The sequence below is a fragment of the Vibrio sp. HI00D65 genome (assembly GCF_001635455.1).
In the GTDB taxonomy this organism is placed as follows: domain Bacteria; phylum Pseudomonadota; class Gammaproteobacteria; order Enterobacterales; family Vibrionaceae; genus Vibrio.
In genome coordinates this window covers 143501-162335 of sequence record NZ_LWEH01000608.1, presented here as the reverse complement: position 1 = coordinate 162335, position 18835 = coordinate 143501, and the positions used below count along the sequence as shown (strand labels likewise).

The window sequence follows — 18835 nt, the reverse complement described above, 5'->3', positions numbered from 1 at the left end:
ATGCCGCTCGATTGTTAGAGATTAGTCAGCATTGCGTTTAGCGAACTTTTCTAAGCCGAGAACTAATGCGATAGCAACCAACATCATGATCACAGCCAAAGTCACTTGAGAAGGCTGAGAGGTGACAGCTTCGAAGTTAAACGGCGATAAATTCTCTTGGATGAGAGGCACTTGCTCACCTTTAGAGTTGATTCGCCAGCTGATGGTCTCTTTCCAAGGCCAGATCTTAGGCAGAGTACCAATCATCAAACCGGTTAAGAACACAAGCGTGAAGTCGCGGAATGAACGCAATAGCCAAGACAGTAAATGTGAGAAAGTCAGCAGACCGATCACACAGCCCGCAAGGAATAGGGCAAGCACGTCAATTTGGAATTCCTTCACGGCGCCAAGTACGGGGCCGTACATACCAATTAACAGCAAAATGAAGCTGCCTGATATGCCAGGTAAGATCATCGCACAGATCGCGATCGCACCTGCAATTAGGATGTTGATGCTGGTTGGCTCCATTTGCAGTGGTTTAAGCACTGTAATGCTATAAGCAAAGGCAACACCAAGCAGTAAAAACACGAATCGAATGATATCGCGCTTTTCTACTTGTTTAAGAATATGGAAAACAGACACCAAAATCAGGCCAAAGAAGAACGACCACAGAGGTACTGGGTGAGTGATCAATAACCAAGAGATCAGTTTTGCGAATGTCGCAATGCTGGTAAATACGCCTGCGAATAAAGAAATCAAGAAAAAGCCATTAATGTGGTTGAGCGCAGCTTTGAAGCCTTCGCGTTTCCATAAACCAAGGACGCTAGGGTTAATTCTGCGAATGCTTTCTAATAGCTTATCGTAGATACCTGTGATGAATGCGATGGTACCGCCTGAAACGCCTGGGACAACGTCAGCTGCGCCCATGGCCATGCCTTTGAAAAAAGTACTTAAGTAGTTCATTGCTTCATAGAGTTGAGGGTGATTTTGTGCAGTATACAAACTTTGCTGTCAAAAAAGTATGAATATGCTATTCAGAAGGTGCTTTTCTTACTCTCTTAATTGTAAGGCAATACGTTGATGTGAATATCTGCCTAACATTTAAAATACAATCACTTAGTAATTTATCATTAATATTAGGGATGAAACTGGTCTCTTATCAATATTGCATCTTGATTGCATTGTGCAAATGCACTTTGCAATTCGCATGTGAAATTAACCGCTTTTATGCGATGCAGGGCTTATAAAATGCCCAATTAAAGTTGGCACGCTAACTGCATAGCATAAATTGACCCTTCTTAAGCCGAGGGTCACCTAGCCAACTGACGTTGTTAGTGAACCTACGATTTGTTCACAAATATATAGAGCCAATCGCGATTATTGCGATTGGCTATTTTTTTACCTGTCATTTGGTGTTCTCCTTTTTCTATTCCCGACCCGATACTTTTAGGCTCTGAATTTCAGATGAAAAAAAAAGCCAGCCACCATCGGTGACCAGCTTCTGTTTTTTCTCGAACCCGTTTAGTAACCCATCAACTGCAGCAAATTCTCTGCTGTGCTTATCGCTTCTTTACGATTAGCGATGTTGAGCTTCTGATAAAGGTTTCGAATGTGAGTCTTGATCGTTGTCCCTGCCACATCTAGCTCTTGAGCGATTTGCTCGTTACTGAACCCAGAGTAGATCAAGCCTAGTACTTGCCATTCACGTTGGGTGAGAGGGCTGGTGCGCACAAGTTCAGGAATGTTCGGGTGGTTAACCAAGTTTTCAACAAAGTCTTCATCAAAGTGAACGGAGCGGCTGCGCTGCGTGGTCGAGATATCCTTCATGATTTGCTGTGCTCGGTGACGTTCTAAATCACCCAAGCCGGGTTTGTTGCTCAACTTATCTAGAATATGCCCGATAGTGCCACCATCGACCAAGAAGTTACCGACCATGCCTGTTTGGTTGGTCATGTGTAGGGCTTCTTCAAGCAATACACGCGCGCTGTCTTCATCATTGATTTGTGTACGCAGCACCGCCTCAACAATCAAGTTACGGTTGGTGTCAGTGACCAAGTGTGAACACTGTGCTTCGCTCTTCAAGAATGCTAGCGCCTCTTCTGCTTCTTCATATTGCTCAAGGACGATGTGAGCACGCATGATGTTACGCCACTGAAGCTGACAGAAATGGTTGCTCGCACATTCCGGTCTTACCGCAACGCTTAACCAGTCGCGGATAGCATCTTTATCGCCTTTCACTTGCCAGAACAAGATCAGAGACAGTGAAGCGTTTGCCGTCCAATCAACGTGGTAGGTTGATTGGCGAAGTAAGTTTTGGATCTGGTCGATAAACTTCGATGCTTTGTCAATTTCACCGCGGCTCAGTGAGATACGAGCCAGCATTGAGTAACTATGAAGGTGTTTGCTTGGAGAGTGGTGACCAAGTATATCTAAGCCTTTGTAACAACACTCTTCTGCTTCATCTAAACGGTTCCAACACCAGAAGATCTGAGCTCGTACGCGTAGCAAGAATTCATGCAGAGGTACATATTGCAGTTGGTGCTCTTCAATCAATTTGAAGGCGCTGTCTTGCAATTCAAATGCAGCCTGAACGTAGCCTTGAGCTATCAAGATTTCACTCTGCTGAAGAATTGCCCACAGTGCTTGATGGTAAACTTGATACTGGCGAGCCAGCTTCTCAGTTTGCTGCATCATTGGTAGAGCACGGCTTAGGTTACCCATTACGTGATTCACTTCGCCAACAACCGAGGTTGCCACAATGCGGCTGCGGTAAACCGTGGTATTAAGCTGGCTTAGAGAAAGCTCTGCGAGTTCGAGCGCTTTTTCAGGCTCATTACTGTTGATAGCAACTTGTGCGCGTAGTGCGTTGTATTGGCCTTGCTGCTGAGTATCTAGCTCGATGTTTCGTGCTTGATACTGAGTTTCTGCCTCTTCTAACAAGGTACCCACTTGGTCATAACGGTGCTGGCTTTGCGCCAACCATGCGCGTAGCATCGACAGCTTTGGTTCGCTGTAGAGCTGCTCTGTGGTGAGTTGCTTGATTGCCATCTCGAGTGATGACAACTCACCTTGGTTGAACATCTGCCAACCGTGTTCGCTAAGGATTTGAACAATCAAATCAGGATCATTGGCGCGCTGTGCGTGACGCAGTGCTTGGTGCGGTGTCTTCTGTTCGATCCACGCTTTTGCCGCACTGTGATGCAACTCTGCTTCTTGTTGTGGAATGCGAGCTTGGCGCTCATGGGCAAGGAATTCACCAAACAGATTATGGAAGCGATACCAGTTCTTCTCTCCCTCAAGAGGGTAGATGAACAAGCCAAACCGGTTGAGAGATTCGAGCATTCCGAGCGCATCTTCGCGTTGAGTAAGCGCGCACACCAATTCATCATTAAAGTGGTCAAGTACAGAGCATTGCATCAAGAACTGGCGGGTTTCTTTGTCTAGCAAGTCGAAGACTTCTTCAACCAGATAATCCCACAAATGAGCATGGTTGAAGTGAGAGAACGACTCAGCAGACTGTGCCAGCGTGCGCTTTTGGTGCTGTGCTTGAAGGGCGATAAGTTGTAGCGCAGAAGGCCAACCTTCTACATAACTACAAATACTATCGGCGGTTGTGTCATCAATGCCATCGGCAACGCGTTGATTAAAGAAGCGTGTGGTCTCTTCGGTATCGAATGCCAAAGAGTCATTGCCTAATTCGATCATTAAGTCACGAACGCGAAGGTTTGCTGTGCCCAGTGGCGGTGTGCCGCGGCTGGTCACAACAAGCGTTAGGTTGTCGGGCATGTGCTTTAGGAAAAAGCGCATGGCTTCGTGGATGTCGTCGTTGTTAACCAGGTGATAGTCATCCAATACAAGGAAGCATTCCTGATGGAACTCATACATTTCGGCGAAAACTTCACTTAATAGAGAGTGTAACGATGAAAATTGTCTTTTTTCTGCCAGTTTTTGCGCATTAGGGCAGGCGTTTTGTGTCGCTTTATTGAGTGATTGAAGTAGGTAGTTGATAAAACGGAAGGCATCGTTGTCACTATCATCGATGCTATACCAACCCACGTTGGGTTTATCTACCAACCATTGAGCAGCCATGGTGGTCTTGCCGTATCCAGCAGGAGAGCGGAACAGTACGAGTTTATAGCAATCTGCATTCTGAAGCAGATCGAGAACCCTAGGACGCAGAATTGCATTGTGTAAGCGGCCGGGACGAGTCAGTTTCGAAGGGATCCACATGTCGAAGTTTTACACCTATTCCGTGGCTATGGTCAGGAATCTATCAAGCACGCATTGAGTGCAGTCCAATGACACTAGCCTAGTTACTTAAGTCTTTACTCATATTACGTGAAGTAAAACGACACCGACTATGATCCTTCGCAGAAACCTTGCAGTCCTGCATGTTTTTGAGTCTCTACGCCCTTAATTTGTGACTTGGGTCATACATTGTGGTGGTTCGATAATGTGACTTTGTTTCTAATTGCACTGTATTTAATGCAAAAGATGACACTCGGAAAATATTTTCGTGATCTGAAACTCAGATTTGATAATGACTGTAATTAGGTCAGATAAAAATCACATTAATCGAAGTTAAGTTATCGAACAGGAGCTTGTGATCTTAGTCACTCCAAGTTTTTGTTCGAAGTCAGAACATGAGATTTAGATCACTAACCTTGTGTTGGTACGCCCCCTACGCCCTTCCATCTACTCCTAGTTTGGCGCATGAGCGGGAGGATGTTTAGTTTCTGGTGACCATGCACGATATGTCACAGATGAATTAGAACTATTAAAAGCGAGATTTCGGAAATGAAAACAACTCAGCAAAAAACTTTCGATAAAGTGTCGTTCCAAGAAAACGTTAAGAAACATCTATCTGCAACCTACGCAACTACAATAGAAAATGCAGATAGCCGCGCATGGTACCTAGCTATGGGGCGCGCGCTAGCCGAACTGACAACATTTGACCTGTTAGAAACTGAAAATGACGAGAAAATCAAAAATGCGAAGAGCGTGAACTACCTTTCGCTAGAATTTTTGATTGGTCGTCTAACAGGTAACAACCTAATCAGTATGGGTCTGTACGAGCAGATCACGCATGCAATGGAAGAGTTAGGTCAAAACCTGACTGACCTTCTAGAAGAAGAACGTGACCCATCACTAGGTAATGGTGGTCTTGGTCGTCTAGCGGCTTGTTTCATGGATTCTTGTGCCGCTCAAGAATACCCAACGGTAGGCTACGGTCTTCACTACGAATACGGCCTATTCAAGCAATCTTTCCAGGACGGTCGTCAACAAGAAGCGCCAGACGCATGGCGTGGTGTTGAAGGTTACCCATGGGAAGTGGCTCGTCCTGAACTTGCGCAACACATTGGTTTTTACGGTCATGTTGAAGTTGAATACATTGACGGTAAAGAAGTGCGTACTTGGGTTCCGGGTATGGAAGTAAAAGCCATGCCTTGGGATCTGCCAATCGTAGGTTACGAGTCAAATACGGTTTACCCACTACGTCTTTGGGAATGTCAGGCTATCGCACCATTCTCACTAGCAAGCTTCAACAACGGCGACTACTTCGAAGCACAACATGCGTTAATCGATGCGGGTAACATTACTAAGGTTCTATACCCGAACGACAACCACGAAAAAGGTAAAACGCTTCGTCTAATGCAGCAGTACTTCCACTCTGCAGCGTCTGTTCGCGATATCCTACGTCGTCACGAGGCAGCAGGTTTTGCTCTAGCTGACCTACCTAAGCAAGAGACAATCCAGCTTAACGATACGCACCCAACAATCGCGATTCCTGAACTAATGCGCATCCTAATCGATGAGAAAGGTCTAGATTGGGATACGGCATGGGACATCAGTGCCAACACGTTCGCTTACACAAACCACACACTGCTTCCTGAAGCACTTGAGACTTGGCCCGAGTCGCTAATCCAGCGTCTACTTCCACGTCACATGGAAATCATTTTTGAAATCAACCACCGCTTCCTTCAAGAAGTTCGCAAGATGTGGCCTGGTGACGGTGAGAAGCAAGCGAAGCTTTCTATCATCCAAGAAGGTTTCCACCGCATGGTTCGCATGGCAAACCTATGTGTGATTGGCTCTTACAAAGTAAACGGTGTAGCAGCACTTCACTCTCAATTGGTTAAGAAAGACCTGTTCCCAGAGTTTAACGAAATCTTCCCAGGCAAACTGACTAACGTAACAAACGGTATCACGCCTCGTCGTTGGTTGAAGTTCTGTAACCCCGGTCTATCTAAGCTTATCACTGACAAGATTGGCACAGAGTGGCCAGCAAAACTTGAACAGCTAGAAGGTATTGCAAAGTACGCAACAGAAGCGAAATTCCAAAAAGAATTCATGGCGGTTAAGAAAGAAAACAAACAGCGCCTTGCTGATTGGGTTCAAGAGAACATGGGTATCGAGCTAGACACTAACGCTATCTTCGACGTGCAAATCAAGCGTCTGCACGAATACAAGCGTCAGCACCTAGACCTGCTACACATTCTATCTCTGTACCACCGTATCCTGAACGAACCTGGTTTTGAGTGTGAGCCACGCGTATGTTTCTTCGCAGCAAAAGCAGCACCGGGTTACCACCTAGCGAAAGAAATCATCTTCGCGGTCAACAAGATTGCAGAGAAGATCAACAACGATCCTCGCATTGGTAACAAGCTGAAAGTGGTATTCATCCCTGACTACCGTGTAAGTATGGCGGAAATCATCATTCCGGCAGCTGACGTTTCTCAACAAATCTCGCTAGCGGGTAAAGAAGCATCAGGTACTGGCAACATGAAGATGGCTCTAAACGGCGCTCTGACTATCGGTACGATGGATGGTGCGAACGTTGAGATTCGTGAAGAAGTGGGCGATGAAAACATTTACATCTTCGGCCTAGACGTTGATGGTGTAAAAGCATTGAAAGCTCAGGGTTACAACCCATACGACTACTACAACGCAGACCCACTATTGAGAGCGTCACTTGATCTGCTAACGGGTGAAGAGTTCACACCAGGTCAACCAGGTCTTCTACGTGCAACGTTCGATAGCTTGCTAGATGGCGGTGACCCATACCTATGTCTTGCTGACTTTGCTTCTTACGTGAAAGCGCATGAGGACATGGGCGTGCAATACAAAGACCAAGCGGGTTGGGCTAAGAAAGCGATTCTTAACACCGCATTAGTTGGTAAGTTCACATCGGATCGTTCTATCCGCGACTACGTGAACAACATTTGGAAACTTGAAGCGGTTTACCGTTAATAGTTTCAAACGTAGCCAAGGCAGTCTCTGCCTTGGCTCAATTAGCTTGTGAGCAAATAGATGGTTTTTACCGATAGCAATGCTCACAAACTGATTGTCACAAGCTAATTGATTAGTAACAGATTAAATAACAACCCTACAAAATTGAAAGCGTTAGAACGTTTTCGGAGAGAGCGATGAAAGAACAGACCGTATTAAAACAAGTCGCAGAAATGGCAAATATTGCCGACAGTTACGTTAGTGCGTGGGGCGATGAAGCGCAGGTATCAGATGAGACAATTACATCTCTACTGGCTTCATTGGGCTACGATACAAACAGCGATGATGCACTGCTTAAGTCAGCAGAAAGAAAACATAAAAAAGATGTACTAGACCCAGTTCTTGTCTTGCGTGATGGCGAGCCAGTAGAAGTGGCGCTGAATCTAGGTGTGAGCGCTCGTGAGAGTGAGTTCAGTTGGCGTTTAGAGACCGAGCAAGGAGAGGTACTTGAAGGCTATCTTCAATCTCAAGTCGTTCGTGATGAGCGTGCCGAGGGTGGCCCTTTAGTGTTTGCATTGCCAAATGATCTGGCATGGGGTTACCACAAGTTAATTGTGAGCCGTAAGCGCCGTAAAAAGCCTTACGAAATGACGCTAATTATTACACCTAAAGCGTGTTTTAAGCAGTCGCCAATCGAAGAAAGTAAAAAACTTTGGGGACCAAGTGTTCAGCTTTACACCCTAAGAACTCAGCATAACTGGGGTATTGGTGATTTCGGTGACCTGAAACAGTTGGTAGCTGATATCGCGTCTCGCGGCGGTGACTTCGTTGGTCTAAACCCAATTCACTCTCTGTTCCCTGCGAACCCTGAAGGAGCGAGCCCATACAGCCCGTCTTCACGTCGTTGGTTGAACATCCTATACATTGATGTGAGCTCTGTACCTGAGTTTGCATTGAGCGCTGAAGCACAACAAACGGTAGGCAGTGCAGAGTTCCAACAACGCCTTCAGAAAGCGCGTGATGCACACTGGGTGAACTACACCGAAGTGTCTGAGTTGAAGATGAGCATCTTACCTCTGCTATTTACAGAATTTAAAACTCGTCACCTCGACAAAAACAGCGATCGCGCACAAGCATTCTTAGCGTTTGTTGAAGAGGGCGGTGATAGCCTGATGCACCAAGCAGCATTTGATGCTCTGCATGGTGAACTGCATGCTGAAGGTTCTGGTATGTGGGGATGGCCGGTATTCCCTGAGAAATACCGTACATTCGATAGCCCAGCAACTCAGAAGTACATCAAAGACAACCTAGATAGAGTACATCTTTACATGTACCTACAATGGCTAGCTGACTGCCAAATCAACGATGCTCAGTCATTGGCTGAAGAAAAAGGCATGGCGGTTGGCCTGTACCGAGACCTAGCAGTAGGCGTTGCGGATTCTGGCAGTGAAACTTGGGCTGACGAAGGCAACCTAGTGATGGATGCAAGCATCGGTGCTCCACCAGATATTCTTGGTCCACTCGGTCAAAACTGGGGGCTTCCACCGCTAAACCCAGAAGTACTTCAAGCGACGGGCTACGATGCTTACATCAAGCTACTTCGTGCAAACATGAAGCACTGTGGTGCGTTGCGTATTGACCACGTATTAGGCCTACTTCGCCTGTGGTGGATTCCAAAAGGTGAAGATGCAACGAAAGGTGCGTACATCTACTACCCAGTTCAAGACATGCTGTCGATTCTTGCTCTTGAATCTCATCGTTACCAATGTAGCGTTATCGGTGAAGATTTAGGTACTGTGCCAGATGAGATTGTCGATATCTTGGCTGATGCGGGTGTTCACTCGTACAAGGTGTTCTTCTTCGAAACATCAGAAGAAGATGGTGGTTTCATCTCACCTGCTCATTACGCTGAACAGTCGATGGCGGCACTATGTACACACGACATGCCAACACTACGTGGCTTCTGGCACTGTGATGACCTGAAAATGGGTCAAGAGATTGGTCTGTACCCAGATCAAGAACAGCTGAATGGTTTGTTTGATGACCGTCTTGAGTGTAAGCAAGGTATCCTAGACTCTGTGGCATGGCATGGTTTCTTACCTGAAGGTGTTGGTCGCGATGCTAGCCAAGTACCAATGGACTCATACCTTGCTGAAGCACTGCAATTACACGTTGCTGCTGGCGGCTCAACATTGCTAAGTGTTCAATTGGAAGATTGGTTGGAAATGGACCAGCCAGTAAACATTCCTGGTACTGTAGATGAGTACCCGAACTGGCGTCGTAAACTATCGATGAACTTAGACGAAATCTTTGCTCATGACGGCGTGAATCGAATTGCTTCTAAGCTAACAGAAGTTCGAGAAAAAGCAGGTAAATGATGAGTTTGAGTGGCTTTGAAAATAGGTGGTTTTTTGCTTACGGCGTACGAAACTATAACCTTGGTCACTCAATAATGAATGCTCATCTGGTAGAATAAATTGTTGTTATATTGCCCGCACTAATAGCGGGCATTTTTGTATTATATTTTTTGGATGTTTGGTTAGGGAGAAACGTTTTGGAACTAAGTTCGATTTCAAAGCAAAAACAAATATATACCCAACTATCACAGGCTTGCTTCACTGACCCATTTGCGTTTTTAGGGCCGTACTTACCTTCAGAGCAAGGTGCATTACGTGTATGGATCCCAGGGGCAGATAAAGTCGAGTTGATTGTTGGAAAGGAACCTCGTATTGAGTTAGAGCGAGAGGATGAAAGTGGATTCATTCTTAAGCAAGAAAGAGACTTGCGTTTTACTCACTATAAGCTCGCAGTTGATTGGGCGGGAGTAGAGCAGATCATCGATGATCCTTACCAGTATCATGATCTGTACGCGAGCTACGAAGACCTTCACACACCGAAAGATATGTACCATCACATGGGGGCTCAGTTTGTTACGCTAGAGCGTGATGGTCAGACAATTTCTGGTACTCGCTTCTTGGTTTATGCACCGCATGCAACAGCGGCTAGCTTGGTAGGTAACTTCAACTCGTGGGACGGCCGTCGCCATCCAATGCAACGTTTGGACTACGGTATTTGGGGCTTATTCATTCCAGACTTGGAAGAGGGCGCTCAATATAAGTTCGAATTTAAAGGACCAAATGGTGAAGGCTTACCGCACAAGGCTGACCCATGGGGTTTCTACTCTGAGCAGTACCCTTCGTTCTCTTCTGTGACTTACGATCACGCTCGTTATGAGTGGCAAGATGCGAAATGGCAAAATCGCACAGTGACAGAGAAGCGTAAAGAAGCACTTTCGTTCTATGAATTACATGCTGGTTCTTGGAAGCGTAATGCTGAAGGTGATTTTCTAAACTACCGCGAGTTAGCAGCAGAGCTGATCCCGTACCTCACTGAGCTTGGTTACACTCACGTTGAGTTGATGCCAGTTTCAGAGCATCCGTTCTATGGTTCATGGGGCTACCAGCCTGTTGGTCTTTTCGCACCAACGAGCCGCTTTGGTTCTCCGGATGATTTCAAATACTTTGTCGACCAATGTCACCAAGCTGGTCTTGGTGTTGTACTTGACTGGGTTCCAGCACACTTCCCAAGTGATGACCACGGCTTAGCTAACTTTGATGGCACACCGTTGTTCCACGACCCAGATCCACGTCGTGGTTGGCATCAGGATTGGAACTCTTACATCTATGACTTAGGTCGCGAACACGTACGTCGTTTCTTAGTGGCAAATGCGCTGTACTGGTTCGAGCAATTCCATATTGATGGTATTCGTGTGGATGCCGTAGCTTCAATGCTGTACCTCGATTACTCGCGTAGCCACGATCAATGGATTCCGAATGTTGATGGCGGCAATGAGAACTACGACGCCATCGCGACATTGAAGTGGATGAACGAAGAGGTGTACAAACACTTCCCGAATGCGATGACCATTGCGGAAGAATCGACGGCTTTCCCTGGTGTTTCTGCACCGACCTTTATGGGTGGCTTAGGCTTCGGCTTTAAGTGGAACATGGGTTGGATGCACGATAGCTTGTCTTATATCCAAGAAGATCCAATTAACCGCAAATACCACCACGATACAATTACTTTCCCGCTAGTTTACGCGCACAGCGAAAATTACGTGTTGTCCCTGTCTCACGATGAAGTGGTATATGGTAAAGGTTCTATCCATAACAAGATGCCAGGTGATGAGTGGCAGCAAACGGCTAACCTACGCGCATACATGGGTTACATGTACGCACAGCCGGGTAAGAAGCTTAACTTTATGGGGGCTGAGTTTGGCCAGACAGCAGAGTGGAACCATGATGACCAACTGCAGTGGTTCTTATTAGACTACGAACGTCACCAAGGTGTCCAAAAGCTAACGAAAGATTTGAACCATCTTTACCGTAATGAAGCTGCGATGCATGATTTGGACTTCGACCCACGAGGTTTTGAATGGCGTCTACAGGATTCAGCGGAAGCGAGCATCCTAGCGCACGAGCGTATCAGCGAATCAGGTGAGCGTGTGCTAGTCTTATCGAACTTTACGCCAGTACCACATGAGCATTTCCGCCTAGGAGTTCCGGCACAAGGTAAGTACAGCCTATTACTCAATACTGATGATGTTAAATACAACGGCAGTGGTTTTGAAGTAAAAGAGGTGGCTGAAATCGAAGCGGTACAAAGCGAAGGGCTGGATACCTCGATTGAGCTTCGCCTACCGCCATTGTCGACTATTTTTTACAAGCTGAACCCGTAATGTAATCCGACATAATACGAGCTTAGATAGTACAAAAAAGGGAACCCTATAGTTCCCTTTTTCTATTTGAGAGCATCTCGTTTAGTGCTGCTTGAAGTTCGTCAGGTAGAGCATAGAGCGCCCTACTACGGTTTCAATAATTCTAATGGAGTTAGTTCCAAAGCTCTCGAGCATTTTACTTTTAAATGCGCCATCTGAGCTGATATTAAACTCTTCTGGACTTTTAACCTGAGATGCATGGAAGAACATCAATTTGATCACGTATCGGAACTGTTCATCATCGAGAGCGTTTTGCCAAGACTGAAGAAAGGCTTCTTCTGATGAGAAGTCTAGGCTCTCTATAACGATCGATAGCATGTGTTGGTGCAATACGGAGCGGATAGCACGAGTTGATGGGTAGTAACCCTGAAGCGTCGTTAAACTAATGCCAATTTCTTGAGCAATCCTTGCATAAGTTAGTGCTTCATGTCCTTCAGCTAGAAAAAGGCTTAGTACGATCTCATCGTAGTGCTTTTGATTTTCTAGTTTCTGTACTTGGGTAATTCGAGCCATTACATATCTCTATTTCGCGCAACATTCTGTAAAAGAAATATTAAGAGTTTCTAAATGGTAATTCAAACCCAACATGTGAGGAAACGGTCAGTTTATCGTCAAACTTCGATGGTTACGGTTTGTTCGGTTAAGTTTTATTCAAAATTGGATGATAAAATGACACACTGCCCTATTGAGCGGTGTGTCATTTTAACTGTTTGTTTAAATTGATACTAAAATGGATACCAAAACAACGCTGGTTCAAGAGTGCGTTTTGCTATAGCCAATATCACGATTAAACTGATGATCAATAAACAAATAAAATCGATACGTTTTAACGGTGCGTAGCTATACCAAGTGCGAGACTTATGTCTGCCAAAGCCACGTAGCGTCATAGCATTCGATATTTCATCTGCTCTATCTAGGCTTGAGAAAATCAATGGTCCTAACACTTTAGCAACATTTTTAATGCGTACAAGAAGTGGTGCTTTCTTGGAAAGTTCAACACCGCGACCTTGTTGGGCATGCATGATGTTGACGAAATCCTTCTTAACTTCTGGCAAATAACGTAGCGTTAAGCTGACCGCGTAGGCAATCTTGTAAGGAACACCGATGCGGTTGAGACTAGCAGCAAACTCAGTCGGGTGCGTTGTGAATACAAAGATCAGCGCAATCGGAAACATACTCATGTACTTAAGTGTTACGGTAACCAAGTAAAACAATGTCTCTTGGCTCAACGAGTAGTTACCCGGTAATGTAAATAATAAAGTTTCGCTGCCGATGAGCTCGGTACCTTGCTGTGGGGCTAGCAGATACATGAACAAAGCATTCAGGCTTAACACACTAGCCGTACCTAGCAACAGAGGCTTATAAACCCTAACCGGCACTCTGGTTAGCTTGAGTAGATAAAGCCCCGTCAGGATAAGTAACGCGATAAACCGTAGGTCGAATGTCGTTAATACAACAGTCACCCAAGCTAAGAAAAGAGCAAATTTAGTGATGCCGTTTAACGCATGCAGCGGTGATTTGGTATCAATGTAGTTGATGCCGAATTTTACTTTTGATGCATTCATAGCGAGCTTCTCTCGTAGTCGATGAAGTACTGCATAAATGCATTGGTGTCGTCGATTTTCATCATGGTCGCGAGTTCATAAATACTGGTGGTACAGAGGTTTGCCCTCTCTAGAAGCGATGGTTGGCTGAACACCTCAGTCATGTCTGCGTTAGCAATCAGCTTGCTGTCAGCAATGACGATTGAGCGTGTGGTGTACTCTAGAACAAGGTGCATGTCGTGTGAAATGATCACGACGGTGATACCTAACTCGCGGTTAAGCTTTTGGATAAACGCCAGCATTGAGGTGTAATTACGGTAATCTTGACCCGCAGTTGGTTCATCCAAGATCAGAAGTTCAGGTTCCAATACTAGGATAGAAGCAATCGTTACGCGTTTTTTCTGCCCGTAGCTCAGTGCCTCGATTGGCCAGTGGCGGAATTTACTCAAGCCACACAGCTCAAGAACATTCTCAACTTTCTCTTTGATTTCCTGCTTTGCAACCCCACGATTACGCAGACCGAATGCAACTTCATCAAAGATCATATGATGAGAGATCATATGATTTGGGTTCTGCATCACAACGCCGACTTTCTGGCTTCTTTCGAAGATAGAAAGCTCTGACAGGTCTTCACCGTTTAGGTACGAAGACCCAGAATCTGCGTCAATCACACCCATGATAATCTTGGTGATGGTCGATTTACCTGAGCCATTTTTGCCTAAGATTGAAACGAACTCACCTTTGCCGATCTTAAAGCTAACGTCTTCAAGAGCGTTCTTTTCACCATCGTAGGAGTAAGTCAGACCGTGGACCTCAAGCAAAGGTTGGTACTGTTTCTCGGTAACTGGAGTTGGGCGTTCAGCAAACCAAGTCTGAACTGCAGGACGGAACCTCTTGTAATCGAGAGCTTTGAGGTTTGATAGCTTATCTTCACTGGTCAAAGGTGCTTTCGCTGCTTTAAGAGCAGATAAATAAAGTGGTTCACGAATACCGTGTGTTTCAAGCAGTTCAGAAGCTAATATTTCATCGGGTGTCATGTCAGCAACAATTTCACCGCGCTCCATTAAGATCACTCGGTCGATATCGCGATGTAGAACATCCTCAAGGCGATGCTCGATGATTACGATGGTTTTTTTAGTTTCTTTATGAAGCTGGTTGATGATTTCGATAGTCGCTTTACCCGTTTTCGGGTCAAGGCTAGCCAAAGGTTCATCAAACAACAGGATGTCAACGTCATCAACTAAGATGCCCGCTAATGACACGCGTTGTTTCTGACCGCCGGATAAATCATGTGGCGAGCGATCAAGCATATCTGCTAAGTCGACCATTTTTGCTGTCGACTTAACCAGAGGGTACATATCAATGTTCGACACTAACTGATTTTCCAGCGCGAATGCGATGTCTTCGCCAATACTCAAACCGACAAATTGGCTATCAGTATCTTGTAATACTGTGCCGACTTGCTCGGTATAGTCGTGCATAGAAAAATCAGAGATGTTCTTGCCGTTGATCTCTAGAGACCCAGTCACCTCACCTTTGATAGCATGAGGAATCAGACCGTTAAGGCATTGACCTAGGGTAGATTTACCACTACCACTTGGTCCAATAATGACGATTTTCTCTCCTTTCTCTATCCTTAGATTGATATTTTTTAGCGTCGGTTTATCCAGCGACTCATATCTAAAAGAGAAGTTCGAAAATGCTATAGTCATTATCGCTTATGCCTCCGTCAGGTTACGGCTTTGTTTGTTGCGTTTGGCGACTGATTTAAGGATCAGCAAGCCAACAACAGTGATCAGAACAGTGTTACCTGCTGCAATGATAGACAGTTGAGTGAAGACTTTAGTAAACGGTTCTGCATAAAGGATGGTATCTAGGAATGCAGAGCAGCCGTAACCGACCACATTACCGGCAAGGGCAAGTACCACAAACAGCGCGAAGTCTTTCATAGGTAACTCACCTCGCTGAAGGCGGTTTTTGGTCAACATCGGGAATAAACCGATGATCATACCTACAATACCTGAGCCCAATACCCAAGTTAACCATACACCCCAGCCTGCGAATAGGTCTGTTACCCAGTGGCCAATGAAGCCTACTAAGAAACCTACAACCGGGCCGAACAAAACAGAAAACAGTGCTAACACCGCCATTGCTGGTTTTAATGTCGTATTAGCGAACACTGGTACACCAAACATAGGTAAACCACCAATGCCATACAGTGCTGCGCCAATGGCAATGACAACCACTGTTTTAGCCGAAAAGTTCATAGGTAACCTCAAATACTGAAAGATAAAAATAACAAAGAAAGTATATTCGCCATTATTAACAGGTATCTCATCGAGATCATTTTTTAGGCAAATATAAAAAATAAGGCGCGCATTATACAGTAGAACCCTTCTATAAGGGAAGGTAAGTGTCTAGATGTCTAAAATTCCATCCAGATACGTTTATATGATGTAAAAAACCGTGGTTTGTGGTTAATCAAGCAACAAAAAAGCCAGAGCAGATCTGGCTTTTTCATATATATTAACAGTGTGTTAAGTCTGTTCTTGACCAACCTATACCTAGCTTAGTGATCTAGATATAGGTAATTCTGCCAACTCTTCATGCGGATAAGTACTTTACGCATTATAGAGACGTGAGTGAAGCTATCTGAGTAAACCGCAACTTCTACTGCTGTACCCATAGGTAAGTGGAAGCCAGACAGATCATCAGTAATGCTTAATTTAACAAGCACACGGCCACTGGTACGCAATGCCTCAGTACCTAGTAGTTCACCTCTCGCTTGAAATTGGCTCTCACCGATGGCTGGAATCACTTCTTCGATTCGTCCTTTGAATACTCTGCCTGGTAATGCTCTGAACAGGAACTCTGCTTCGTAGCTTGGCTGCAAGCGCTGCAAAGAGTTTTGTCTAAAGGCTGCAGTGTAGAACTTGTCTTCTGTGTGGACAAAGGTCATCACCGGAGCGAGTGGAAGTGGTACCGCCATAACTCCCGGACGCAGCGCTAATTGTGTTACGTAACCATCTGTAGGTGCTCGAACGACAGTTTGCTCTAAGTTAAACTGAGCTTTACGCAATTCAGATAATAGACTTAACACCGCCGTGTTCTCACCACCGATCTCAGAATCTAAAGCAAATTTTGCTCTTTCCAAGGTTGCATCCGCCACTTTAACCGCAGCTTCTGATGCTTTGTAAGCTTGTCTACGAGTGTCCAATTGTTGTTCCGTAAAGGCGCCACTGTCGTAACCGCGCTTGTAACGAGAGAACTCACGCTGTGCTTTATCTCTTTCAGCAATGGCTTTGATTCTCGCAGCTTCTGCTTCAGCAACATCAGATTCCATTCCTAACGCACCTTGGCTCGCTTCTTTTACTTTTGCTTCTAATCTTGCGACCTCAGCCTCGAATGGAATAGGATCGATTTTAAAGAGGATATCACCCTTTTTAAGAGGTTTATTCGCCTTTACTGGTACTTCAATCACTTTACCTCTAACCCCTGAAACGATAGGAGTTGTTGAGTAAACTTGGTTACCAATCTGAGTGAAAGGGTGGTTATAGTTCATCAGTAAAATCAAAGTACCGATGATGATCACACCGCCAAGAACAGCAGTAGGGACAGTCCATTTATTGAGCGGAATGTTGAACACCTTAAAAATGGTGATACAAAGTGCCGCATAGGTCATTATCAGCAGTAAATCCATTACTTAACCTCCTGGACTTGAGCTTTATTTTGGTCGTTGTTTTGCTTGCTTTGCTCTGGCTTTGCTTTCTTGAGCTGTGATATTTCTTCCTGAAGAGTGCTCACTTGGTCGATTAAGGTATCAACGCGGTGGTGAATATCGTGCTGTTCTTCTTCGAGTTTGGCAAAGCCCCACCCACGATCTTTGCGCCATAACGTCGCCCAGATCCAAAGAAACGGCCAAATAGTGTGTAGAGTGAAAAGGCTAACCCAGCCAGAGACATGAATAGCATCTTGATGAGGATGATTGCGTCCTTTCGCAATTTCATAGGGAATATCGTGAATGACTATGATGCCGTAGAAGATGACTAATGCTACGAAAATCAGCAGACCGAGCGCAAAGTAGTCTAAAAACATAACAGATCCTTGTGATGTTAGATATTAGTTATAAATATAGTAGGCTATCATCCAAGTAATTGTTATCAATGTGATTTACCGAGTTATAAATAATGTGTTTTTGCTTCTAATGTGAGCGATGTCATTCTTGGAACTTATAAAATCACATCTCTAATGTATGGAGTTATTTCTGTTATCTTGTTTGTCATATTGACTCAAGAGTGATCGTTGAAATATGCGTGATGCACATAACTACAAGGATAGATACAAATGTATATAGGTGAAGTAGCAGCGATCGGTGCGGCTATCGTGTGGGCGTGTGCGACTTGGATTTATGGGCAGTTTGGGCATCGTTTCTCAGCAATGCAGCTCAATATCATCAAGGGTTTTGTTGCTTCAGTCATGATGCTGATTGTGATGCCGCTTATCCCAATGCCAGAGTTTGAATTGAGCGCTAATCACTTTTGGATATTGGCGATCTCAGGGATTATTGGAATCGCAATTGGTGACAGCGCTTACTTTGCTGCTTTGAAAAGAATCGGTGCCAACAAGACACTGTTGCTTGAGTCTTTAGCTCCGCCTCTTTCTGGCGTACTGACATTGATGTTCTTGGGTGCTGCGTTGACACTTCAAAGTTGGCTCGGTGTCGTCATCACCACGTTAGCGGTGACCTTTGTGGTGTTTCAGCCATCTAATTCGGTGAGTGAGGATTCCACTAACCAAGCGCAATGGATCGGCATTGGATACGGGCTAGTAGCAAGTGTGTGCCAAGCTTCTGGTGTGGTCATTTCTCACTACGCTTTGGTTAGCGGTGATATCCCACCATTGTTGGGGGCTTTGATTCGCCTGACAATCGGGGTATTTGCGGTGATGATGATTATTCCTTTTGTCGAGCGTAAACCTTATTCATCAATCAAAAGGGATTTATGGGATATGACTAAACTCGACAAGCTATGGTTACTCAGTGCCATTTTTGTTGGGACATTTCTCGCGCTTTGGTTACAACAAATTGCTTTAAAAAATGCCAATCCCGCGATAGCTCAAACATTGATAGCGACCAGTCCGGTCTTTATTCTGGTGATCTATGCGTTGAAGGGGGAAAAGGTCTCAAAGCAGAGTTTGATAGGTACGCTTGCCGCAGTAGGAGGAATATCTTTGTTCTTCTATCAATGATGTCTTTTCACTAATAGATAAAGCCGGAAGCAAGTTATTGTTTTGCTATTGGGTAGTG

At 45.0% G+C, this 18835-nt stretch carries 12 protein-coding genes; 4 read left to right on the top strand and 8 right to left on the bottom strand.

What is annotated here, in order from left to right:
* Window positions 1–21 precede the first annotated feature (21 nt).
* Both A3712_RS24825 and malT read right to left on the bottom strand, forming a co-directional pair.
* Entirely contained in the window at window positions 22–942 is a 921-nt protein-coding gene (locus tag A3712_RS24825; protein ID WP_063525374.1) for a DUF368 domain-containing protein, read from the bottom strand.
* Window positions 943–1500: 558 nt separating this feature from the next.
* Window positions 1501–4209 (bottom strand): HTH-type transcriptional regulator MalT, encoded by a 2709-nt coding sequence (malT, locus tag A3712_RS24820; protein ID WP_063525373.1) that lies wholly within the window; start codon window positions 4207–4209, stop codon window positions 1501–1503.
* 567 nt (window positions 4210–4776) lie between these two features.
* On the opposite strand from malT, the gene A3712_RS24815 reads away from it, so the two are divergent.
* From A3712_RS24815 to glgB, 3 genes are all read left to right on the top strand, one after another.
* Window positions 4777–7230, top strand: a complete 2454-nt coding sequence (locus tag A3712_RS24815; protein ID WP_063525372.1) for a glycogen/starch/alpha-glucan phosphorylase — start codon at window positions 4777–4779, stop codon at window positions 7228–7230.
* Between the two features lie 176 nt (window positions 7231–7406).
* Complete coding sequence (gene malQ / locus A3712_RS24810) at window positions 7407–9587, top strand: 4-alpha-glucanotransferase (protein WP_063525371.1); 2181 nt, start codon at window positions 7407–7409, stop codon at window positions 9585–9587.
* Window positions 9588–9763: 176 nt separating this feature from the next.
* Window positions 9764–11947: a 1,4-alpha-glucan branching protein GlgB gene (gene glgB, locus A3712_RS24805; RefSeq protein WP_063525370.1), complete on the top strand. Its 2184-nt coding sequence runs from the start codon at window positions 9764–9766 to the stop codon at window positions 11945–11947.
* 81 nt (window positions 11948–12028) lie between these two features.
* Here the strand turns inward: glgB and A3712_RS24800 are convergent, their stop codons facing one another.
* From A3712_RS24800 to A3712_RS24775, 6 genes are all read right to left on the bottom strand, one after another.
* Window positions 12029–12499 carry a hypothetical protein gene (locus tag A3712_RS24800; RefSeq protein ID WP_063525369.1) on the bottom strand — a complete coding sequence of 157 codons (471 nt, stop codon included), beginning with the start codon at window positions 12497–12499 and terminating at the stop codon, window positions 12029–12031.
* 212 nt (window positions 12500–12711) lie between these two features.
* Window positions 12712–13551, bottom strand: coding sequence for an energy-coupling factor transporter transmembrane component T family protein (locus A3712_RS24795; protein WP_063525368.1), 840 nt, complete (start codon window positions 13549–13551; stop codon window positions 12712–12714).
* Complete coding sequence (locus A3712_RS24790) at window positions 13548–15242, bottom strand: ABC transporter ATP-binding protein (RefSeq protein WP_063525367.1); 1695 nt, start codon at window positions 15240–15242, stop codon at window positions 13548–13550. The genes A3712_RS24795 and A3712_RS24790 overlap by 4 nt, the downstream gene beginning before the upstream one ends.
* Window positions 15243–15248: 6 nt before the next feature.
* Window positions 15249–15797 (bottom strand): ECF-type riboflavin transporter substrate-binding protein, encoded by a 549-nt coding sequence (locus A3712_RS24785; protein ID WP_063525366.1) that lies wholly within the window; start codon window positions 15795–15797, stop codon window positions 15249–15251.
* 302 nt (window positions 15798–16099) lie between these two features.
* Window positions 16100–17230 carry an HlyD family secretion protein gene (locus tag A3712_RS24780; protein ID WP_063525365.1) on the bottom strand — a complete coding sequence of 377 codons (1131 nt, stop codon included), beginning with the start codon at window positions 17228–17230 and terminating at the stop codon, window positions 16100–16102.
* On the bottom strand, window positions 17230–17625 hold the full coding sequence (locus A3712_RS24775) for a DUF3302 domain-containing protein (RefSeq protein ID WP_063525364.1): 396 nt from the start codon (window positions 17623–17625) through the stop codon (window positions 17230–17232). The genes A3712_RS24780 and A3712_RS24775 overlap by 1 nt, the downstream gene beginning before the upstream one ends.
* Before the next feature lie 249 nt (window positions 17626–17874).
* Here A3712_RS24775 and A3712_RS24770 point away from each other — a divergent pair, with 249 nt between their 5' ends.
* Window positions 17875–18777 (top strand): DMT family transporter, encoded by a 903-nt coding sequence (locus tag A3712_RS24770; protein WP_063525363.1) that lies wholly within the window; start codon window positions 17875–17877, stop codon window positions 18775–18777.
* The last annotated feature ends 58 nt before the right edge of the window (window positions 18778–18835 follow it).